The following is a 20,896-nucleotide window of genomic DNA, read 5'->3' on the forward strand; positions in this document are numbered from 1 at the left end:
GACCAAAGCCCTTATCAGGCCTTGACTTGCGACTTGGCGTAGTCGATCGCCTGTTGCACGGTGGTGATCTTTTCGGCTTGTTCGTCGGGGATTTCCATTTCGAACTCATCTTCCAGTGCCATAACCAGCTCGACGGTGTCCAGCGAGTCGGCGCCCAGGTCGTCCACGAACGACGATTCGTTCTTGATGTCGGCTTCGGCGACGCCCAGTTGCTCAGCGACGATCTTCTTCACGCGTTGTTCGATATCGGACATAGTGTTCCTCCAGAGGGATGATAGGTTACAAAAGTGCGCGCATTTTAGCAGGTTTGCGCGGGGAAAATTTACTTTTAACTATTCCTGGCAAGATTGCGCCAAGTGCAGCTTAACTTCAAACAAAAGTCGGCAAAAGGACTTGAATCAAGCCCTCAGGACTTACTCAACCCATGTACATGCCACCGTTCACATTGAGGGTGGTACCGGTGATGTAGGCGGCTTGCGGCGAGGCCAGGAAGGCCACCGCATAGGCGATCTCCTCGGCCGCACCCAGACGACCCAGCGGAATCTGCTGCAAGATCGCGGCGGACTGCTGCTCGTTCAAGGCCTTGGTCATGTCGGTATCGATGAAGCCGGGCGCCACGCAATTGACGGTGATGTTGCGGCTACCGATCTCGCGCGCCAGCGCGCGGCTCATGCCGGCCACGCCGGCCTTGGCGGCGGCGTAGTTCATCTGGCCGGGATTGCCGGCCTCGCCCACCACCGAAGTGATGTTGATGATGCGACCGCTGCGGGCCTTCATCATGCCGCGCAGTACCGCGCGGGAGAGTCGGCCCACGGCCGTGAGGTTGGTGGCGATGACGCTGTCCCACTCCTCGTCCTTCATGCGCATGGCCAGCTGATCCTGGGTGATACCAGCATTGTTGACCAGGATGGACAGCGAACCGAATTCCTTCTGCACCTGCTCCACCACGGCCACGCTGGCGTCGGCATCGTTGACGTTCAACACCACGCCGCGACCGGCTTCCGGCCCCAGCGCCGCCAGGTATTCACTGATGGCGGCCGCGCCGGCCTCGGAGGTGGCGGTACCGACCACCTTGGCACCCTGGCGCGCCAGTTCAGTGGCGATGGCACGACCGATACCGCGCGATGCGCCGGTCACCAGGGCGACCTGGCCCTGCAGATTCTGTGCACTCATTTCAGCAACTCCAATACTTTGTTCAGGGATTCCTGGTCGACGATGGCCTCACCCACCAGTTCGCCATTGATACGCTTGGTCAGGCCGGTCAGCACCTTGCCGGGACCACATTCGATCAGGTGGGTCACGCCACCGGCGGCCATCTTCTGCACGGTCTCGACCCAGCGCACAGGCGCTGCAGCCTGGCGCACCAGCGCATCCTTGATGGCAGCCGGATCGCTGACCACCGCCACATCGACGTTATTGATCAAGGCAATCTGCGGGGCCGCAAATGCCACATTGGCCAGATAGGCTTGCAGGCGATCCGAAGCCGGCTTGAGCAGCGAGGAATGGAACGGTGCCGACACCGGCAACGGCAGTGCGCGCTTGGCACCCTTGGCCTTGGCGATGTCGCAGGCGCGGCCGACCGCAGCCTTGTGACCGGCGATCACCACTTGCGCCGGCGCATTGAAATTGACCGCCTCGACCACTTCACCTTGCGCGGCTTCGGCACAGGCGGCGCGCACGTCGTCGTCGGACAGACCGAGAATGGCGGCCATGCCACCCTGCCCGACCGGCACGGCTTCCTGCATGGCCTGGGCGCGGAAGCGCACCAGCGGCACGGCATCCTTGAACTGGATCACACCGGCGGCGACCAGCGCCGAGTATTCACCCAGGCTGTGGCCGGCAACCAGTGACGGCACCTTGCCACCGGCGGCCAGCCAGGCGCGATAGAACGCCACGGCAGCCGTCAGCATGACGGGCTGGGTGTTGGTGGTCAGGTCCAGGTCTTCCTTGGGGCCTTCGGCAATGAGCTTGCCCAGGTCGAACTGCAGCGCGTCGGAGGCTTCGGCGACGGTCTGGCGAACGATCTCGTTGTCGGCAAAACCGTTGAGCATCCCGATCGCCTGAGAACCCTGGCCCGGGAAAACAAAAGCAAATGTTGTCATGCTTGGATGTGATTGAGTTTGGATAAAAATGCGGGGCCGGCGCCAGAGAACCCGGCGCCACGCTCCCTGCCCTGCTTACATGCGCGCCAGCACGGCGCCCCAGGTGAAGCCGCCGCCCACGCCTTCCATCATGACGGTGTGACCTGGCCGGATACGACCATCGCGCACCGCCTGGTCCAGCGCCAGCGGGATCGAGGCAGCCGAGGTATTGCCGTGTTCGGCAACGGTGACCACCATCTTTTCCAGTGGCAGCCCCATCTTCTTGGCCGTCCCCTGCATGATGCGGATATTGGCCTGGTGCGGCACCAGCCAGTCCACTTCGCTGGACTGCATGTTGGCTGCTTCCAGCGCTTCACGCGCCACTTTGTCCAGCACCGAGACGGCCAGCTTGAACACGGCCGGACCATCCATGTACAGATAGGCGGAACCGGCCACTGCACCATTGTTCACACTGCCCGGCACACAGAGGATGTGGCCGTGGCTGCCGTCGGCGTGCAGCTTGGTCGCCAGCACGCCCGGCTCCTTCGAAGCACTCATAACGATGGCGCCGGCGCCGTCACCGAAGAGCACGCAGGTGGTGCGATCCTTGAAGTCGAGGATGCGCGAGAAGACTTCCGCGCCGATCACCAGCACATTCTTGTGGGCGCCGGACTTGATGAAGCTGTCAGCCACCGACATGGCATAGACGAAGCCGCTGCACACTGCCTGCACGTCCATGGCCGGCGCGCCGTTGGTGATCCCCAGCTTGCGCTGGACCACACAGGCGGTGCTGGGAAAGCCTCCCAGGTGATCCGGGGTGGACGTCGCCAGGATGATCAGGTCGATGTCGTTGGGCTGCATGTTGGCCGCCTCCAGCGCGCGCTGCGCTGCGGCCAGGGCCAGGTCGCTGGAGAGCTGGGTCGGCTCGGCGTAGTGACGCGCGGAGATACCGCTGCGCGTGACGATCCATTCATCCGAGGTCTCGATACCCTGCTCTGCCAGTTGTGCAGCCAGTTCGTGATTGGTCACGCGCTTGGTCGGCAGGTAGCTGCCGGTGCCGACGATTTTGCTGTAAGTGGTCATGCCGTCTTCTTGCTCTGTTAATTCGGTTGATCCAGCGAGACCGGTGCCGCAGGCTCCATCGCCACGACAGCCGTCTCGGCCGCGCGCCCCTGTCCCTGGGGCATCAGCTCCGCCATGGTGGCGGCAATACGGGCGAGCACATCATACTTGGCCGCATCATACGCGCGGCGGATGGCCCATTCGAACGCATACACATCGGCGCCGCCATGGCTCTTGAACACCAGGCCCTTCAGGCCCAGCAGGCTGGCGCCATTGTAACGGGAGGGATTGAGCCGGCGCGACAGCGCCTTGATGGCGCCATAGGCGATCAGGGCGCCCAGCTTGTTGATGAATCCCTTCTTGAATTCACTGGTGAGCACGCTCTTGACGAAGCGTCCCAGCCCCTCGGAGGCCTTCAGGGTGACGTTGCCGACGAAACCGTCGCACACCACCAGGTCGGTCGTGCCTTCGAAGATATCGTTACCTTCCACGTTGCCGTAGAAGTTGAGGATACCCTTCTCGTGGTCAGCACGCAGCAGCCCGGCGGTCGCCTTGACCAGCTCGTTGCCCTTCATGTCTTCCTCACCCACGTTCAAGAGGCCCACGGTCGGCTTGGGCTTGCCTTCCATGACCGCCACCAGGGCCGAGCCCATCAGTGCAAATTGATGTAAATGCTGAGGCTCGCAGTCGACATTGGCGCCGAGGTCGAGCATGTAGGTAGGGCCATCCTTCTGGTTCGGCAGGATGGTGCAGATGGCCGGGCGATCCACGCCGGGCAGGGTCTTGAGCACATAGCGCGACACTGCCATCAGGGCCCCGGTATTGCCAGCCGACACGGCCGCCTGGACCACGCCATCCTTGACCAGGTTCACGGCCACGCGCATGGACGAATCCTTCTTGCGGCGCAGTGCGACCTCGATCGGGTCTTCCATGGTCACCACCTCGGTGGCGTTCTGAATCTGCACACGCGGCTCGCCGGCCAGCCGGTATTTCCTCAGCAGCGGCAGCAGCACGCTTTCCTGCCCTACCAGGATCAGCTCGGCATCGGATTCACGCTTCAGGAAGGAGGCAGCGGCCGGGAGAGTGACTGACGGGCCATGATCGCCACCCATGCAGTCGATTGAAATTTTGATGGTCATCGATTTGATTCAGAGCCTTGCCAGCCCACATTATGAGGCAGATTGGAGACCGTTCAAAATAGCACGCTCGTACCGCGCAAAAAGTGAAGGTTCACGCAAGCAGGCAGGCACGTCCGCACACGGATTACACGGATGCAACGGACATAAAAAAGCGGCGCAAAATGAACCTCCTGAATCAGAAGCTCATTGCGCCGCTTTTCTCCAAAAACAGCAAGCTCAATGAATGAGATTACTCGTCGTTCTTGGTCTTCAGCACCTTGCGACCACGGTAGAAACCGTTCGGGCTGATGTGGTGACGCAGGTGGGTTTCACCAGTCGTCGGCTCCACAGCCAGCGGGGGTGCAGTCAGAAAGTCGTGTGCGCGATGCATACCGCGCTTGGACGGGGTCTTTTTGTTCTGTTGAACGGCCATGATTACTCCTAAACCTTACTTAAGATTGAAAATTTTAACACACCGGATTGCGTTTTTCCGCAAACCCACTGTGCCGCTGCCCGGCAACGCCAGACATTCCCCTACAATACTTGTTACTGCTTCAACTTCTTCAGTACCTCAAACGGGGAAGCCCGTTCAGCACCTTTGGCCTCGGCCGCCACACCACCCTCAGGACAGACATCATGCTTGGGTGCCACCGGCAGGGCCAGCAGCGCATCGTCTTCGATCAGGTAGTTCACATCGAAGGCTGCCGATCCGACGATGACATCGATCTCGTCATCATCCAGCAGTTCTTCGATGGTGTCGGCTTGCGCCTCATCTTTTGCCAATACCAGCAGCGACTTCGAATCAATCTCGAAATTCAATGCCGTCAGGCAACGCTGACAGATCAGATTAACTGCACCCGACACTGCCAGACTGAGTTGAGCATGCCCCAGCTTGTCGATGTCGCCGGACAGAGCCCAACGAATCGTGCCGGAACGGTCAACCGTCTCTTGCGCCAGACGACCTAATTCAGCAACCGGAATCTCACCCTGCGCCTGCTGTTTCAGCCTGCAGAATTCGAACGCGTCGATAACAAATGCATTCATAGCCAAAGCAGAATCCGGAAAACCTGCGATCATAACAGAAAATTTCCTTACCAGTCAAAGCCTTAGCACGCCATTTGCGGCAGACAGGCGAAAAAATCGCCAAACCTGTCGCGGCAAACCCTCTTTTGCGTCGATTTTCCGCCAGAATCCCGGTTTTACTTGTCCACGTCGCCTGTCGACACCAGCCACCACACCACCACACACCATGTTGCAACAGCATCCCGAAACTTCCCCTACCCGCCTGATCCTGGGCTCCAGTTCGATCTATCGAAAGCAATTGCTGAGCCGGCTCGGCCTGCCTTTCGAGACCATGATCCCGGACATCGACGAAACCCCGCATGCCACAGAGACGCCGGAGGCCACCGCCCTGCGACTGGCGCGTGAAAAGGCGGCCGCCATCGGTTCGCGCAGTGGGCCGGCCCTGGTGATCGGCTCGGACCAGGTAGCCACCCTGGATGGCCTGCAGATCGGCAAACCCGGCAACCATGCCAATGCACTACGGCAATTGCAGTTGATGCGCGGGCGGGAAGTCGTCTTCCATACCGCCCTGTGCCTGTGGGATGGTCGAAATGGGCAGGCTGGCGGGACCGCGCAAGTCTGCAATGTGCAGACGCTGGTCCGCTTTCGGGATCTGGAGGATGCAGAACTGGACGCCTACCTGCGCATCGAACAGCCCTACGACTGCGCCGGCAGCGCAAAGAATGAAGGCCTGGGCATTGCCATCCTGGAAAGCATACGCAGTGACGACCCCACCGCACTGACCGGCCTGCCACTGATCGCCCTGACCGGCATGCTGCGCCAGGCAGGAATCCGCTTCTTCAGGACGGAGAACGCCGGCAATCAGTAATTGCGACGCGGATAACCCTCGGCCAGGATGCGCTGCCACACCACCTCGCGCTGCTCCACATCCATGAAGACCCATTGCGCGACCTCATCGACGGTGCGACCGCAACCGCGGCAGACATCATCGAACGTGGTCGAGCAAACCGCCACGCAAGGCGTATCGGGCCGCTCGGGCGCAAGAGACAAGGACGAGGGAGACAGGGATGTGGAAGACATTGACAGAATCTGAACAGAAAACGTGAAGCGGCATGATCGGTCATATCGACCAGCCTCATGCGCGCCGTGTCCGCCATCTTACCAAGAACCGGTGCACCACCACCCCTGACACCAGAAGGGATAATCAGTCCTGACAGGGAAAACCCGAACGGAAATGCGGAAACGACAGACAAAAAAAAGCCCGCGACCAAGAGGTGCGGGCTTCAATCCAATTTCTTAAGGAGGAGATTGGAGGAGACAGGTGCAACTATAGCGACGGCCCACTGCCGAGTCTGCTTTATTGTGGCAATAGCAGATATTCACCACCCGCATAACTGTTGCAGCACCACCTCATCCACCTCATCCACCTCATCCACCTCAAGCCACCTCAAGCCACCTGAGCAACACCGTGCAAGGCCGACGTCACCGGCCGTGGCGGAGTACCACCCTTGCGCTCACATGCTTGCACCAGCAAGAGCGCGCATAGCGCCAGAACCGTGCCACTCATTCTCATGATCAGCTCCCGATGTGAAGAGTCATGCAAGCACGATCCACCCTGGCGGACAGCCTGTCAAGCCACGCTGCGCAAGCCCGGCTCCATGCGGGCGCTGGCCAGGTTCTTTTCGTAGAGCGCAGCGATCATGTCCGATTGCGTCATCATCCCGGCCAGCTTGCCGTCGGCCTGCACAATGGGGATCTGGTGCAAGCCATCGGCCATGCGCGGTACCAGCTCCAGCACCGGCGTATCCACCTGGGCCGTGATCACGGGGCGGCTCATGATCTGCCCCACCACCTCCGGCTTGTCCGAATGACTGAACGGCACCCGGCGCAAGAGCTGCCGCAATTGCGCCACCAGCCCGGTATGCACCTCCACCCCGGCATGCTCCAGAAAATCGCTGCGACTGACGATGCCGATCACATGCCGCCCCCGATCCAGCACGGGCATGGCGCGCAGGCGGTGCTGCTGCAACAGCCGCCAGGCCTCATCCAGCCCGGTGGCAAACTCCACCGCCACCACATCACGGGACATCACCGCCGCACACAGGGTCTGGCCAAAGCGGCGGTGGTAGGCGCGCATCTCGGTCTGCAGGAAGATTTCCTCCAGATCGTCGCGACCGATGTCGAGCACCTGATTGAAATCCTTCAGCACCTCATCCAGATCTTCATGCGAAAAGCCCAGCCGCGTGATCGGCAGTTCATCGCGCGTCTGGTGCGGATGCGGTGCCGCGCTGTACTGCGCATGGGGATAGCGGCGCCCCGTGGCGTTGTTGAAAAACAGCGCCGTCAGCAACAACAGCACCGAATTGAGCAGCACCGGCGACAACACGAAGGCATAGCCCATCTCATGCACCACCGGCCCACCCAGTACGGCGGTCAGCGCCACCGCGCCGCTGGGCGGATGAATACAGCGCAGCAGGAACATCGCGCCGATGGCCAGCGAGATTGCCAATGCCGCCGCCAGCGCTGGCTCCTGGACCAGCCGGGCACAGCTCACACCGATAAGCGCCGCGCACAGGTTGCCACCGATGATGGACCAAGGCTGGGCCAGCGGACTGGATGGCACCGCGAACAACAGCACTGCCGACGCCCCCATGGGCGCGATCAGCCAGATGGTGCGGACTTCATGCGGAAGGACTGCATAACTGATCAGGCCGACCAGCAGAATCCCGAACAGACTGCCGGCGCAGGAGCGCATGCGCTCGAAGCGATCGACATTGGTCTTGGCAGGAATAAAACTTTTGAACCACAGCAAGATAGAATCGGGCATATCCGTTCCCTGACAACTTGGGCAGACGACAACCTGGGACGCAGCCACGCACCAGACCAAACCGCAATTACATCACAAGATGATATATATGTCCCGCTTACCCCGTATTGCGCAGTTCCGCGCACCGGAAAACTCCCTCCACGATGAAGGCCAGTCCTCATGAAAAGCGCCAGCCGCCTGCAAAAGGAGGATTTCGAAGCCCTGTCGGATTTTCGCTACCAGTTGCGCCGCTTCCTGCGCTTTTCGGAAGACGCCGCGCAAAGTGAGGGCCTCACTCCCTTGCAATACCTGTTGCTGTTGCATATCAAGGGCTTTCCCGGGCGCGAGTGGGCCAGCATCAGCGAACTGGCCGAACGCTTGCAGGCCCAGCACCACGGCGTGGTGGCGCTGGTTACGCGCTGCGTGAAGGCGGGACTGGTCACCCGTGCCCCGGATGATCGCGACAAGCGACTGGTGCAAGTCCGGCTGACCGAACTGGGCGAGCAGTACCTGCACCGCCTGGCGCAATTGCACCGCGACGAACTGCAATCCCTGTCGGGCGTGTTCCAGGTCTCGCACATCTCGGCCTTCAACGACCGCGACTGAGCTTGCACATCGCCGTCCGGCTGGGCGCCTGTGGATGTCCGCAGGCCCTGCCGCGGCAAGCTGCTGTTATGCTTGCGACAACTTGCCACCACCCATCCCCATGAATCGCAAACCCGCCACCGCCGCTGCGCTCTCCCGCGCCATCACCAAGGAAGACGTGGCGCGCGCTGCCGGTGTTTCGCACATCACGGTATCGCGGGTCATCAATACGCCGGAGAAAGTGGCCCCCGCCACCCGTGAGCGGGTCGAGGCCTTCATCAGCAGCATGGGGTACATCCCCAACATGCTGGCCGGCGGGCTGGCCTCGCGGCGCACACGCATCGTGGCCGCCATCGTGCCCACCATCAGCCATTCGATCTTCGCCGAAACCGTGCGTGGGCTGTCCGAACAACTCAGCCTGCAGGGCTACCAGTTGTTGCTGGGACAGACCAATTATTCGGAAGAAGCGGAAACAGGGCTGGTGGAAGCCTTCATCGGCCGTCGGGTCGACGGCCTGGTGCTGACCGGCGTGCAGCATTCGGTACGTACCCGCCAGCGCCTCAAGGCGGCCGGCATCCCGGTGGTGGAAACCTGGGATCTAACCCCGCAACCGATCGACATGCTGGTCGGTTTCGACAACCATGCCGCCGGCCACGCCATGGGGCAGTACCTGCACCGCAAGGGTTATCGCCGCATGGCCTTCGTGGGCGGCGAAGACCCGCGTGGCCTGGCACGCTATGCCGGCATGCGCGAGGCGCTGCTGGCACAGTCGGCACCGGAGCCGGTGCATCTGGTCATGCCCATGGGCTCCTTCCTGCAGGCCGGGCGCGAAGCCATCTGCCGGCTCCTGGCATTACAACCCGGCATCGACGCCGCCTTTTTCAGCAATGACGTCCTCGCCGCAGGCGCTGCCCTGGAGTGCGCCCGACGCGGCATCGCCGTGCCGCAGCGCATCGCGCTGGCCGGTTTCGCCAATCTGGATATCGCGCCGGAAGTCTTGCCCGCCCTCACCACCGTCCAGATCAGCGCCCACCAGATCGGACTGACGGCCGCCGAGATGCTGCTGACCCGCTTCGATGGCGATGCAGTCACGCAAACGGTATGCGATCTCGGCTACGCCATCCTCGAACGCGACAGCGCCTAAAGATCAGGAAGCCCAGGAATCTCAGGACACCAGGTCGTCGGCAGTCGCCTGTTCGACCCGATTGCGCCCGATCCGCTTGGCCCGGTACAGGGCCAGATCGGCGCGCTTGATCAGTTCGTCGAGTCCCTCGCCATTACTCAACGCCGCTGCGCCGAAGCTGGCGCTGACCTTGATCCGGCGCCCGTCCTCGATCTCGAAATCGGCGTGCTCCAGGGCCGCACGCAATTTCTCGGCAGCGCTGCCAGCCTGCGCCAGGTCGGCCTCCGGCAACAGGATGATGAACTCCTCGCCGCCATAGCGCGCCAGCACATCCACCTTGCGCAGCAAGCCAGCCACGAGCTGGGCCACGCCGTGCAGGATGACGTCGCCAGCCTGATGGCCGTAGGTGTCGTTGATGCGCTTGAAGTGGTCGATATCGAACAACACCACCGCCATGCCCCGCCCATAGCGCTGCGACAGGCCCATCTGCTGGCCGGCCTGGGTGAAGAAGGCGCGCCGGTTCAGCACCCCCGTGAGGAAATCGGTATTGGAGGAGGTCTGCAGCTGCGTGATCAATGCTTCGCGCTCGCTGGCCAGGCTATTGCGCTCTCGCATGCGCTGCTTGAGCACCCGCAGGGCGCGCATCATGGCAGCAATCTCGTCGCGATGGCGCGCCTCCGGGATTTCCTGCTCCAGCTTGCCCTCCACCAGACCGGCCACCAGATCGGTGGCCCGCACCAGCGGCTGCACCACGCGCCGGCGAATGAGCACCATCAGCAACTGGAAGAACAGGCAGGCCGTCAGCGTCAGCCCCACGACCAGCACCAGCAGGTTGCGCGCCCGGGCATTGTTCTGTTCGGCCTGCCGCATCAATTCGGCCAGCAACAGGTCGCGCAGATCGGTGATCGATTGCATCTGCGGCACATAGAACTTGTAGAGATCAGCGGTGCTGACGCCATAGCTGCTGGAATGCAGGCCAATCTGCAGCAGGAAGTCGAGGAACTGGAATCCACTATCGAAATACTCCTTGTCCACCCGGTCCAGTGCCTCGGCAAACTGCGGCTGGCTCGCGTAGCCAGCCATCTGCGCAGCCACCACGCCGCGCAACAGTTCGATGCGGCCATACAGGCGCCCGATTTCGATGACCTCATCCTGGGTCAGCTGGCGCTGCGCGATCAGCGGCGCGACGAAGCGCGAACCGACCTGCCCGGCGTATTCGCGCAGGCTGGCAGTGGCACGTACGGCCGACAGACCATCGCGCAGGCGCGGGTCAGCCCGATCCACGTCCAGTGTCAATTCGCTGACCACGCGGATCATCAGCGGCATCAGGTCTACCATGCCGGCGACGGCGGCCAGCACCAGCACGTCGCTGCGATTGTCGGCCGACAGGCGCGCCACCCGATCCAGATTGGCCCGGGCCGGCCCCAGTCCCTGCTCCACCGTGCGCACCTTGTCCAGCGCCCAAGACTGACGCAAGCGGGCATCGGCTTCCAGCGCCGCATGCAAACTGGCCAGGGCGACGTCGGTCTGTTGCCGGGCGCCGGCCAGTTGCTTCAGCAGTGCCTCGGATTGTTGCGGTGATGCGCCCAGGAAAGCATTGGCCGGGCCACGCTCGGCCGAAACCTTCTCCATGGCCAGCAGGGCCAGCCGCAGATTGCGCAATGCAGGCACGCTGTTGGCGCCGTTGCGATAGGTACTCCATTCCGTCCAGACCAACGCCACTGCAAATGCCAGAAACAGCATCAGCAAGCCGATGGAAATGAGCCGGAACAGACGATTCAAGGACATGATGAGCCCGCTACGAAGGCAAGTGCATTTGACGAATATAACAAGGCCGACCAATCGACGGCACGACTACATCGCCAGCAGGGATGAAAAAAGCGGGCAGCGCAGACACGGCGCCACGAAAGCAGGCATGCACTCCCACGTCATGGGAGAAACCGGCGCATCACGCGCTTCCCCCTCGTGAACGCGTGACCACCGATACGATGAACAAAGCGCGGCGATGCGCTTGGTCCGGAAGCATTTCCCGCGCAGGCGGCGGGCGGGCAGAACAGGTAGCCAATGACGAAACCTCAGACAAAGGCGACCAGCCAACACGACAACCCGAAACGACAGACAAAAAAATAAGGCCCTGAAAAATTCAGAGCCTTATCTATACAACTGCTACAACTGCGAGCCAACTGGCGGAGAGGGTGGGATTCGAACCCACGGTACGGGAAACCGTACGCCTGATTTCGAGTCAGGTACATTCGACCACTCTGCCACCTCTCCGGTTAACTTCGGTCGTTTCACTGCGTGGTGCAGCAAAGACAGCGACTATATCAGAACTATTTTCATAGTGGAATGTTTTTTTGAAAAAACTTTAAAAAAAGAGCTTTTCATCCTCTTGAACCGGAAGCAGCGTGGCGAAAGAATCCTTCTTCACCTACAAACCGCTCAGACTGCATTCCTCATCATCATGTTGTCATAAATCACTTCTAGCATCCGTAAACTATTTGCCGTTCTTTGGACCTTCAGACCCGGATTCAGCCAGATGGCGCCCCTATCCAACGCTACCTTCCCGCTCGGCGCAGAAGTCGTCGATCTCATTGCCCGCGCCTCGGGTGCCGCCCTGCGTGGCGTCGAAGATCCGGACCCGATGCTGTCCCTACTGCACGAGATCATCGCCCAGCGCAAGCTCTCCGCCCTGTTCCAGCCCATCGTGCGCATGCGCAATGGCGAAATCCTGGGCTACGAAGGATTGATCCGAGGGCCCTCCAATACCCCCCTGCACTCCCCGCTGGCGCTGTTCAAGGTGGCGCGCGCCCACAATCTGTCGGTGCAGATGGAATACCTGTGCCGGCACATCGTGCTGACCCGCTTTGCGCAACTCGGCCTGCCGGGCAACCTGTTCCTCAATGTCTCCCCCGGGGCGCTGATGCAGCCCGAGGCGATCCAGGGCGAAACCCTGCGCTATCTGGAAAAGCTGGGCGTGAATCCGCAGCGCATCATCATCGAGCTGACCGAGAACGAACCTACCTACGACTACGCCCTGCTGCGCAATGCCGCCATGCACTACCGCGACATGGGCTTCCAGATCGCCATCGACGACCTCGGCGAAGGCTTTTCCAGCCTGCGCCTGTGGTCCGAACTGCAGCCGGAATACGTGAAGATCGACATGCACTTCGTGCAGGGCATCAACCATGATCCGATGAAGCTGCAGTTCGTGCGCTCGATCCAGGAGATCGCCGAAAAATCCGGCTCCATCGTCATCGCCGAAGGCATCGAGTCGCAGGCCGAGCTCCTGACCATCCGCGACCTGGGCATCGCCTGCGGCCAGGGCTACCATATCTCGCGTCCGCTGCCGGAGCCGCCGGTCTCGATCTCGGAAGACGTCAGCAAGACCCTGCGCCGCGACAAGGTGCCGCTCCATGCCAACAAGTACGGCCCCGGCAAGCGCAGCGCCACCGTCGCCAAGCTGCTGCGCGAGACCCAATACGTCAGCCCGGAAGTGACCAACGATGCGGCCTACGACATGTTCGTCAACGATCCGCAGCTGCAGGCCCTGCCGGTGGTCAGCAATGGCCTGCCGATCGGCCTGATCAACCGCTACAGCATGGTGGAGCGCTTCGCCCGCCTGTATGGGCGCGAGCTGTACGGCAAAAAGTCCTGCGCCTTCTTCATGGACCCCAATCCCCTGCTGACCGAGCAGGACACCAGCCTGCAAGATCTCTCCAACCTGCTGGTGCAGGCCGAGACGCACCACCTCTCCAACGGCTTCATCATCACCGACCGCGGCCAGTATGTGGGCCTGGGCACCGGCCACGACCTGCTGCGCGAAATCACGCAGATGCAGATCGACGCCGCCCGCCACGCCAATCCGCTCACGCAGTTGCCGGGCAACGTCCCCATCAACGACCACATCGAATACCTGCTGCAAAGCGGCGTCGAATTCTGCATCTGCTACTGCGACCTGGACCAGTTCAAGCCCTTCAACGATGTCTATGGCTATCGCAAGGGCGACGACATGATCCAGGCTACCGGCCGCGTGCTGCAGCAGGCCTGCGATCCTGCCCTGGACTTCATCGGCCACATCGGCGGCGACGATTTCCTGATCATGTTCCAGAGCGAAGACTGGGAAAAGCGCTGCCGCGTCATCCTCGACAACTTCGACGCCGAGGCCCGCGCCTTCTACTACGACGAAGACCTGGCGCGTGGCGGCTACTACACCGAGGATCGCCAGGGCAACCGGGTGTTCCACCCGCTGGTTTCGGTATCGCTGGGCGCGGTGAAGATCGAGCCTTCGCAATACTCATCACCGCACCAGATTGCCTCGGCCGCCACCCGTGCCAAGAAACAGGCCAAGAAGATCCAGGGCAACAGTCTCTTCATCGAGCGCCGCATCCCGGCCACCTTCTCCTGGGCCATGAAGGACGCCTAGCCGGCACGCTCAGGAAAACGTTTTCTCGCCCCCGCACCGATAAAAAAACGGCCGCCTCATCAACGAGGCGGCCGTTCGTGCGTCCTGCAGTGGTAAAGCCGATCAGACGCCCGGCACCAGCTTGCTCACGCCGCCCATGTAGGGCTGCAAGACCTCGGGGATATCCACGCTGCCATCGGCCTGCTGGTAGTTTTCCAGCACGGCGACCAGGGTACGGCCCACGGCCAGACCGGAACCGTTCAAGGTATGCAGCAGTTCCGGCTTGCCCTGGGCATTGCGGAAGCGCGCCTGCATGCGACGCGCCTGGAAGGCTTCGCAGTTGGAGACCGACGAGATTTCGCGATAGGTGTTCTGCGCCGGCAGCCAGACCTCGATGTCATAGGTCTTGGCCGCGCCAAAGCCCATGTCACCGGTACACAGGGTGATGACACGGTACGGCAGGCCGAGCTTCTTGAGGATGGTCTCGGCGTGGCCCAGCATCTCGTCCAGGGCTTCGTAGGACTTCTCGGGGTGGACGATCTGCACCATTTCCACCTTGTCGAACTGGTGCTGGCGGATCATGCCGCGGGTATCGCGACCATAGGAGCCGGCTTCCGAACGGAAGCAAGGCGAGTGCGCCGTGAACTTCATCGGCAGCGCATCGCCGGCCACGATCTCGTCGCGCACGAAGTTGGTCAGCGGCACTTCGGCCGTCGGGATCAGGTACAGCGCGGCATTCTCGGCCTCGCCTTCCTGGCCGCCCTTCTTGGCGGCGAACAGGTCGGCTTCGAACTTGGGCAACTGGCCGGTGCCGCGCAGGCTGTCGGCATTGACGATGTAGGGGGTATAGCACTCGGTATAGCCATGCTCCATGGTATGGGTGTTGAGCATGAACTGCGCCAGCGCGCGGTGCAGGCGGGTGATGCCACCCTTGAGCACGGCAAAGCGCGAACCGGTGAGCTTGGTGGCAGTATCGAAATCCAGGCCCAGCGGGGCGCCGACATCGACGTGATCCTTGATCTCGAAGTCGAACTGGCGCGGCGTACCGACCTTGCGCAATTCCACATTGCCGCTTTCGTCATTGCCAGCCGGCACCGATTCGTGCGGCAGGTTGGGAACCGCCTGCAGGAACAGGTTCATCTGGTGCTGCACTTCTTCCAGGCGCGCCGCCGAGGACTTGAGCTCGTCGCCGATGCCATTGACCTCGGCCATCACCGCGGAGGCATCCTCGCCACGGCCCTTGAGCATGCCGATCTGCTTGGACAGGGTGTTGCGCTTGCCCTGCAGTTCTTCGGTGCGGGTCTGGATCTGCTTGCGTTCAGCTTCCAGCGCGTTGAAGCCGGCCACGTCCAGCACGAACTTGCGGGCTGCCAGGCGGGCCGCGACGTTCTCGATGTCTTTACGGAGGAGTTGGATGTCGATCATGGGGAGAAAATACGATAGGTTTGAAGCAGGAAACCGCGATTGTACCAAGTCGCGCGCCCGTCACGGGGTTCCAGCCCCCTTCCCCCTCAAGAAAATGCTGCGGCCGTGGTAGCGGCCACCGGCCTTGCGGGTTACCATTCGGCCCATTCCCGTCATCCAGAGAGCCTCCCCACCCATGTCCGACCAGCCCGACCCGCGCCCGCAGCGCGATGTTCCCGTCCTGTTTTCCCTGCTGGGCCTGGTGGCCGCCTTCGCCGTGGGACTGTGGGCCGGCATCCACTACATGTCCAATGACGCCAGCCTGTTCTACGGACTGATCGCCGGCCTTTCCTTCGGCGCCGCCTTCGCCTTCGGGCAGCAGATCAAGAACCGCTTCATCCCGCCCAAGGTACGCAAGACCGACTGGAAGGTGCAGGCCCCGGGCGCGGCCGAATTGTCCAGCGGCCGCCTCGCGGCACAGCAGGCGCGCAAGATCAGTGTTGAATTCGACGATCAGGAAATCCGTACCATGGTGCGTGGCGCCAAGCGCGAAGGCATCGCCTGGAGCGCGATCGACGACGTCACCATCCGCATCAGCGACGACAGCCTGCCCCAGCCGCAATGGATCATTGCCGGCCAGACTGCCGAGGGTATCAAGGGCGTACTGGTCCCCAACGACGCCGATGGCCTGGAAGAGCTGATGGAAGCGATGAAGCAGCGCCTGCCCGGCTATGACAACGACAAGAACTACGAAACCGTGATCGCCGCCATGTCCGCCATGGAGGGCAGTTTCCGCGTCTGGCACCGGGCGGCCGCCTGATCTCAAGCCTGATCGCTGAAGCCTGAGATATCAGGCAAGGCCGGCACGGATCAGCCAGGTCCGCCGGTATCGGCCATGGTTGGCTCCCGGGCCAGCCTTTCTGCCAGGAAGTTGACGAAAGCCCCCAGCCGCGGCGGCAGATGGCGGGTCGCCGGATAGAGCGCCCACAGATCGCCGCAATAGTGCGTCCTGAAACTCCATTGCGGCAGGACCTGGACGATACGCCCCTGCGCCAGCGCCTCCCGGGCGACGAAATACGGCAGGCTGCCGATACCGAGATGGCGCAGCACCGCATCCAGTCGCACCCCGGTATGGTTGGCCGCATAGCGCCCCCGCACCTCGACCGTGACCCGTTCACCCTGCCGGCGGAAGCGCCAGCGCGCGTCCCCGGGCGCCTCGCCGAGATAGATGCAGGAATGTGTCTTGAGTCCCTGTGGATGCTGAGGCGTCCCGTGCTGCGCCAGGTACTCCGGCGTGGCGCACAGCAGGTGCTCGATGCGCGTCAACCTGCGGCCCATCAGGCCCGGCGGCGGCTGGTCGGTGATACGGATGGCCAGGTCCACCTCCTCATCGATCAGATCCATGTAGCGGTCTTCCAGCCTCAACAGGACGTCCACCCTGGGATGGGCGGCAAGGAAATCCGGCACATGCGGATGTACCAGGTAATGCCCGACCGCCTTGGGCACGCTCACCCTGACCTGCCCCTGCGGCGCGGCATCAAAACCACCGGAGGCGGCCAGCACCGATTGCGCGGCGTCCAGCATTTCCCGGCAACGCTGGTGGATGTCACGCCCGCTCTCGCTCAGCCGCAGCTTGCGGGTGGTTCGTTGCAGCAACTGCGTGCCGAGTGCCTTTTCCAAGCGTGCAATGGCCCGGCTGACAGCCGAGGGCGTCGCGCCCAGCTGGCGTGCCGCTTCCGAGAAACTGCCCGTCTCCACCACCTTGGCAAAGACAGCCATTTCGTTGAGCAGGGCGATGCTTTGATTTGTGCTCATGGGGCAAAGATTATTTGCTTGGGTAATGGATTATCGCAACTTCACCCGGGCGATACAATTCCCATCCCTCTCCCTGATCGACCGAAAGGCCAGCCGTGACCGACCGCCTCTACCTGACCCAGCCGACGCTGGAAGCCGATACCGAAGTGTTGAGCTGCACTCCCCTGGAAGATGGTCGCTACGCGGTCCACCTGGCGGCCACGCCGTTTCATCCGCAAGGCGGCGGCCAGCCCAGCGATGTCGGCTGGCTGGGCGCAATCGAGGTAACGAAGGTCGTGAGCGAAGGCGACGAGATCATCCATTACACCAGCGCGGCCGTAGCAGCCGGCCCGATCCGCGCCAGGGTGGATGCCCAGCCACGGCAGCTGCATGCGCGGCTACATTCCGGTGGGCATGTGATCGGCTATGTGATGGCGCAACTGGGATGGCGCGCCACCAAGGCTCACCACTGGCCAGGGGAAGGTCGTGTCGTCGGCGTCAGCGCCCCCGACGCCGGCGCGCAGGAACTGGAAGCGGCAGAGATCGAAAGCCGCTGCAATGCCCTCATTGCCGACGACCTGGCCTGCGCGCTCTCCAGCGAAGGTGGACGCCGCCAGGTCGGTTTCGGCGCCCTGCCCGCCTATCCCTGCGGCGGCACGCATGTGGCGTCACTGGGCGAGATCGGCAGGATCGCCATCCAGTCGGTACGAGTGAAAAAGGGTGAGGCCTCGATCCGCTACGATGTGGTGATCTAAGGCCGTCTTCCACGGCCGCACTCAGTCGTTACCGGCTTCCTCATCCCACTTGCGCAGGGTCGCCAGCTTCTCGCCGATCTTGATCTCCAGCCCACGCGGCACCGGCTGATACCAGCCCGGCTCATCGATGCCATCCGGCAGATAGGTCTCCCCGGCCGCATAGGCATTGGGTTCGTCATGGGCATAACGGTATTCATGCCCATACCCCAATTCCTTCATCAGCTTGGTCGGCGCATTGCGCAGGTGCACCGGCACCTCGCGGCTCTTGTCCTGCTTCACGAAGGCGCGGGCGGCGTTGTAGGCGTTGTAGCCGGCATTGCTCTTGGCCGCCACGGCCAGGTAGATCACCGCCTGGCCCAGCGCCAGTTCGCCCTCGGGACTACCCAGACGTTCGAAGGTCAGCGCGGCGTCGTTGGCGATCTGCATAGCACGGGGGTCGGCCAGGCCGATGTCCTCCCAGGCCATGCGCACGATGCGGCGTGACAGGTAGCGCGGATCGGCGCCGCCGTCCAGCATGCGGGTCAGCCAGTAGAGCGCCGCGTCCGGGTGGGAACCGCGTACCGACTTGTGCAGGGCTGAAATCTGGTCATAGAAATTGTCACCGCCCTTGTCGAAACGGCGGCTGTTCAGGGTCAGCGCATTCTGCAGGAAATCGGCCGTCACCAGCACCGTACCGGTGGTGCGGGCAGCGGTTTCGGTCTGCTCCAGCAGGTTCAGGAAGCGACGTGCATCGCCGTCGGCGTAACCGATGATGGTGTCGGCGGCCTGCTCGTCGAAGTGCAGTTCACCCAGCGCCTTTTCCTGGGCGCGCTTGAGCAGGAGCCGCAGTTCGTCGTCACTCAGCGACTTGAGCACATACACCTGCGCCCGCGACAGCAGCGCCGAGTTGACCTCGAAGGAGGGATTCTCGGTGGTGGCGCCGATGAAGGTCACCAGGCCGCTTTCGGCGTAGGGTAGCAGCGCATCCTGCTGCGACTTGTTGAAGCGATGGATTTCATCCACGAACAGGATGGTGTGCTTGCCCATGGCCAGGTTCTGCTCGGCCTGCTCCATCGCCGCGCGAATATCCTTGACCCCCGAGAACACCGCCGACAAGGCGATGAATTCGCACTGGAAGGCCGTTGCCGTCAGGCGCGCCAGCGTGGTCTTGCCCACCCCCGGCGGCCCCCAGAAGATCATGGAATGCGGCTTGCCCGACTGGAAGGCCAGGCGCAAGGGCTTGCCTTCGCCCAGCAGGTGCGACTGGCCGATAACCTCGTCCAGCGTCTTGGGACGCAGGGCTTCGGCCAGCGGCGCGGCGGGTTCTTGTGCAAACAGGTCAGCCATGCGAGTGCTCCCCGGCCAGACTGGTTGCGAGGTCCGGCAATGGCGAGCGCATCGGGGCGGTCTCGAAAATCGGTTTCATGTTCTTTCAGGATGCGGGCGCGGCGCCGGATTGCAAGGCGCATTCGCCAAAGGCCGTAGTCTAACGCAGCAGCGGGACGATGAGGGCAGATGGCGGGCAGAGGGCCGGCAGAGGGCAGCAGGCATCGGGCGCAGGCGTTACAATGCCGCCTGCCCTTTTGACTGCCCACCCCGAGTTGCCATGCCCTTCGTCGTCACCGATTCCTGTATCCAGTGCAAGTACACCGATTGCGTCAGCGTCTGCCCCATGGACTGTTTCATGGAGGGGCCAAATTTCCTGGTCATCGATCCGGACGGCTGCATCGATTGTTCCATGTGCGTACCGGAATGCCCGGTCGGGGCCATCTACAACGCCACTGATCTGCCGGCGGCGCTGGCGCACTTCGAGGACCTCAACGCCAAGCTGGCCAGGCAAGCCGGCTGGAAGCCCATCACCCAGGCCAAGGCGCCCCTGCCGGAACATGCGCAATGGAAGGACCGGACCGACAAGCTCCCGCTGCTGCAGATGCCGCCGGCCTGATCCGCCCTCTTCAAACCAAACAGCCCCGCAGGCTCGCGCTTGCGGGGCTGTTGCTTTGGGGCGCAGTGCAATCAGTTGTCGAACACGTCAGCGCCCTTGGGGACCACGAAATTGAAGCTGTTGCCCTTCAGCGAGGGGTTCTTCTCGAAGCTGTCGAAAGTCAGCACCGACACCTGGCCGAAGGAATCATGCAATTCCATCGCCACCGGCGTGCCATTCTTCAGGCCGATACCGATGTTGTCGAAGGTGGTGTCACGACTCTTGGGGGTGGCTTGCAGCCATTCCAGGCCATCCTTGTTGCCGGCTTCCTTCAAGGTGAAGTTCTTTTCCAGGTCGTTGCTGCCGAACAGGATCGCGGCCGGGGAAGAACCCAGTGCATTGCCCAGCTTCTTGGTGGTGACCTGGTTCAGGTCCTTGTCGTAGATGAAGAGTTTTTCTCCATCGGCCTGGATCACCTGCTCATAGGGTTTCTGGTAGGTCCAGATGAACTTGCCCGGGCGCGAAAACACGAAGCTGCCACTGGAGGTATTGACTACCTTGGATGTGCCGTTCTCGTTGCGCACCATGCGCTGGGTGAAGCTGCCCTTGGCCGATTGCGTGCTGCTGACGAATTGCTTGAACTGGTCCAGCGCGGCGGCCGAAGCACGGCCCGGCGTGAGCGCGGTGATGGCGATGGCACCGGCCACGGCCAGTGCCGAGAGGCCGGCAGCCATGACCATGCGGCGCAGCTTGAGGTTGAGGGTGCGGGCTTGCGCGGGACGCGAGCGCAAAGCGGTTCTGGAATTGTCCATGTTGTTCGATTCCTTCTTGATTGATCCA

22 protein-coding genes and 1 tRNA gene are annotated in these 20,896 nt (G+C 62.3%); 8 read left to right on the forward strand and 15 right to left on the reverse strand.

Translation table 11 applies throughout. The features are described 5' to 3' along the window. Nucleotides 1-14: 14 nt before the first annotated feature. The 5 genes from acpP to plsX all read right to left on the reverse strand — a co-directional run bounded on the left by acpP (nt 15) and on the right by plsX (nt 4,282). Entirely contained in the window at nt 15-254 is a 240-nt protein-coding gene (gene acpP / locus HWE04_RS22805) for an acyl carrier protein (RefSeq protein ID WP_006463505.1), read from the reverse strand. Between the two features lie 163 nt (nt 255-417). After that, complete coding sequence (fabG, locus tag HWE04_RS22810) at nt 418-1,173, reverse strand: 3-oxoacyl-ACP reductase FabG (protein WP_241813780.1); 756 nt, start codon at nt 1,171-1,173, stop codon at nt 418-420. After that, nucleotides 1,170-2,102, reverse strand: coding sequence for an ACP S-malonyltransferase (gene fabD / locus HWE04_RS22815; RefSeq protein WP_241813781.1), 933 nt, complete (start codon nt 2,100-2,102; stop codon nt 1,170-1,172). The genes fabG and fabD overlap by 4 nt, the downstream gene beginning before the upstream one ends. Nucleotides 2,103-2,177: 75 nt before the next feature. Next, nucleotides 2,178-3,164, reverse strand: coding sequence for a beta-ketoacyl-ACP synthase III (locus HWE04_RS22820; protein WP_241813782.1), 987 nt, complete (start codon nt 3,162-3,164; stop codon nt 2,178-2,180). A 17-nt stretch (nt 3,165-3,181) separates the two neighbouring features. Beyond that, nucleotides 3,182-4,282, reverse strand: a complete 1,101-nt coding sequence (gene plsX / locus HWE04_RS22825) for a phosphate acyltransferase PlsX (RefSeq protein ID WP_241813783.1) — start codon at nt 4,280-4,282, stop codon at nt 3,182-3,184. On the opposite strand from plsX, the gene HWE04_RS22830 reads away from it, so the two are divergent. Beyond that, the gene (locus tag HWE04_RS22830; protein ID WP_241813784.1) at nt 4,254-4,505 is read left to right on the forward strand and encodes a hypothetical protein; all 252 of its coding nucleotides are present in this window, start codon (nt 4,254-4,256) and stop codon (nt 4,503-4,505) included. The genes plsX and HWE04_RS22830 overlap by 29 nt on opposite strands. 6 nt (nt 4,506-4,511) lie before the next feature. On the opposite strand, the gene rpmF is transcribed toward HWE04_RS22830, so the two are convergent. Beyond that, the gene (gene rpmF / locus HWE04_RS22835; protein WP_006463510.1) at nt 4,512-4,694 is read right to left on the reverse strand and encodes a 50S ribosomal protein L32; all 183 of its coding nucleotides are present in this window, start codon (nt 4,692-4,694) and stop codon (nt 4,512-4,514) included. A 113-nt stretch (nt 4,695-4,807) separates the two neighbouring features. Then, nucleotides 4,808-5,338 (reverse strand): YceD family protein, encoded by a 531-nt coding sequence (locus HWE04_RS22840; RefSeq protein ID WP_006463511.1) that lies wholly within the window; start codon nt 5,336-5,338, stop codon nt 4,808-4,810. A gap of 172 nt (nt 5,339-5,510) precedes the next feature. On the opposite strand from HWE04_RS22840, the gene HWE04_RS22845 reads away from it, so the two are divergent. Beyond that, the gene (locus HWE04_RS22845; RefSeq protein ID WP_241813785.1) at nt 5,511-6,152 is read left to right on the forward strand and encodes a Maf-like protein; all 642 of its coding nucleotides are present in this window, start codon (nt 5,511-5,513) and stop codon (nt 6,150-6,152) included. On the opposite strand, the gene HWE04_RS22850 is transcribed toward HWE04_RS22845, so the two are convergent. Both HWE04_RS22850 and HWE04_RS22855 read right to left on the reverse strand, forming a co-directional pair. Then, nucleotides 6,146-6,364: a DUF1289 domain-containing protein gene (locus tag HWE04_RS22850; RefSeq protein ID WP_241813786.1), complete on the reverse strand. Its 219-nt coding sequence runs from the start codon at nt 6,362-6,364 to the stop codon at nt 6,146-6,148. The genes HWE04_RS22845 and HWE04_RS22850 overlap by 7 nt on opposite strands. A 550-nt stretch (nt 6,365-6,914) precedes the next feature. Continuing rightward, nucleotides 6,915-8,111 (reverse strand): HPP family protein, encoded by a 1,197-nt coding sequence (locus tag HWE04_RS22855; RefSeq protein WP_241813787.1) that lies wholly within the window; start codon nt 8,109-8,111, stop codon nt 6,915-6,917. Between the two features lie 159 nt (nt 8,112-8,270). On the opposite strand from HWE04_RS22855, the gene HWE04_RS22860 reads away from it, so the two are divergent. Both HWE04_RS22860 and HWE04_RS22865 read left to right on the forward strand, forming a co-directional pair. Further along, nucleotides 8,271-8,696: a MarR family winged helix-turn-helix transcriptional regulator gene (locus HWE04_RS22860; protein ID WP_006463515.1), complete on the forward strand. Its 426-nt coding sequence runs from the start codon at nt 8,271-8,273 to the stop codon at nt 8,694-8,696. 100 nt (nt 8,697-8,796) lie between these two features. Beyond that, nucleotides 8,797-9,819, forward strand: coding sequence for a LacI family DNA-binding transcriptional regulator (locus HWE04_RS22865; RefSeq protein ID WP_241813788.1), 1,023 nt, complete (start codon nt 8,797-8,799; stop codon nt 9,817-9,819). Between the two features lie 21 nt (nt 9,820-9,840). Here HWE04_RS22865 and HWE04_RS22870 read toward each other — a convergent pair whose 3' ends face one another. After that, nucleotides 9,841-11,586, reverse strand: coding sequence for a diguanylate cyclase (locus HWE04_RS22870; protein WP_241813789.1), 1,746 nt, complete (start codon nt 11,584-11,586; stop codon nt 9,841-9,843). Nucleotides 11,587-11,982: 396 nt separating this feature from the next. Next, nucleotides 11,983-12,072 (reverse strand) — tRNA-Ser (locus HWE04_RS22875). A 262-nt stretch (nt 12,073-12,334) separates the two neighbouring features. Here HWE04_RS22875 and HWE04_RS22880 point away from each other — a divergent pair. Further along, nucleotides 12,335-14,221 (forward strand): GGDEF domain-containing protein, encoded by a 1,887-nt coding sequence (locus HWE04_RS22880; RefSeq protein WP_241813790.1) that lies wholly within the window; start codon nt 12,335-12,337, stop codon nt 14,219-14,221. Between the two features lie 102 nt (nt 14,222-14,323). Here HWE04_RS22880 and serS read toward each other — a convergent pair whose 3' ends face one another. After that, nucleotides 14,324-15,625: a serine--tRNA ligase gene (gene serS, locus HWE04_RS22885; RefSeq protein ID WP_241813791.1), complete on the reverse strand. Its 1,302-nt coding sequence runs from the start codon at nt 15,623-15,625 to the stop codon at nt 14,324-14,326. A gap of 175 nt (nt 15,626-15,800) precedes the next feature. On the opposite strand from serS, the gene HWE04_RS22890 reads away from it, so the two are divergent. Continuing rightward, on the forward strand, nt 15,801-16,424 hold the full coding sequence (locus tag HWE04_RS22890; RefSeq protein WP_241813792.1) for an anaphase-promoting protein: 624 nt from the start codon (nt 15,801-15,803) through the stop codon (nt 16,422-16,424). Nucleotides 16,425-16,474: 50 nt separating this feature from the next. On the opposite strand, the gene HWE04_RS22895 is transcribed toward HWE04_RS22890, so the two are convergent. Then, nucleotides 16,475-17,419 (reverse strand): LysR family transcriptional regulator, encoded by a 945-nt coding sequence (locus tag HWE04_RS22895; RefSeq protein ID WP_241813793.1) that lies wholly within the window; start codon nt 17,417-17,419, stop codon nt 16,475-16,477. Between the two features lie 95 nt (nt 17,420-17,514). Between HWE04_RS22895 and HWE04_RS22900 the strand changes: the two genes are divergently transcribed. Continuing rightward, on the forward strand, nt 17,515-18,153 hold the full coding sequence (locus HWE04_RS22900; protein ID WP_241813794.1) for an alanyl-tRNA editing protein: 639 nt from the start codon (nt 17,515-17,517) through the stop codon (nt 18,151-18,153). A gap of 21 nt (nt 18,154-18,174) precedes the next feature. Here HWE04_RS22900 and HWE04_RS22905 read toward each other — a convergent pair whose 3' ends face one another. After that, a complete protein-coding gene (locus HWE04_RS22905) occupies nt 18,175-19,479 on the reverse strand; it encodes a replication-associated recombination protein A (RefSeq protein WP_241813795.1) in 1,305 nt (434 codons plus the stop codon). Nucleotides 19,480-19,738: 259 nt separating this feature from the next. On the opposite strand from HWE04_RS22905, the gene fdxA reads away from it, so the two are divergent. After that, nucleotides 19,739-20,077: a ferredoxin FdxA gene (gene fdxA, locus HWE04_RS22910; RefSeq protein WP_077238545.1), complete on the forward strand. Its 339-nt coding sequence runs from the start codon at nt 19,739-19,741 to the stop codon at nt 20,075-20,077. Between the two features lie 71 nt (nt 20,078-20,148). Here fdxA and lolA read toward each other — a convergent pair whose 3' ends face one another. Further along, the gene (gene lolA / locus HWE04_RS22915; protein WP_006463525.1) at nt 20,149-20,868 is read right to left on the reverse strand and encodes an outer membrane lipoprotein chaperone LolA; all 720 of its coding nucleotides are present in this window, start codon (nt 20,866-20,868) and stop codon (nt 20,149-20,151) included. Nucleotides 20,869-20,896 lie beyond the last annotated feature (28 nt).

The sequence above is a fragment of the Herbaspirillum sp. C7C2 genome (genome assembly GCF_022627865.1).
Taxonomy (GTDB): Bacteria; Pseudomonadota; Gammaproteobacteria; order Burkholderiales; family Burkholderiaceae_D; genus Herbaspirillum; species Herbaspirillum frisingense.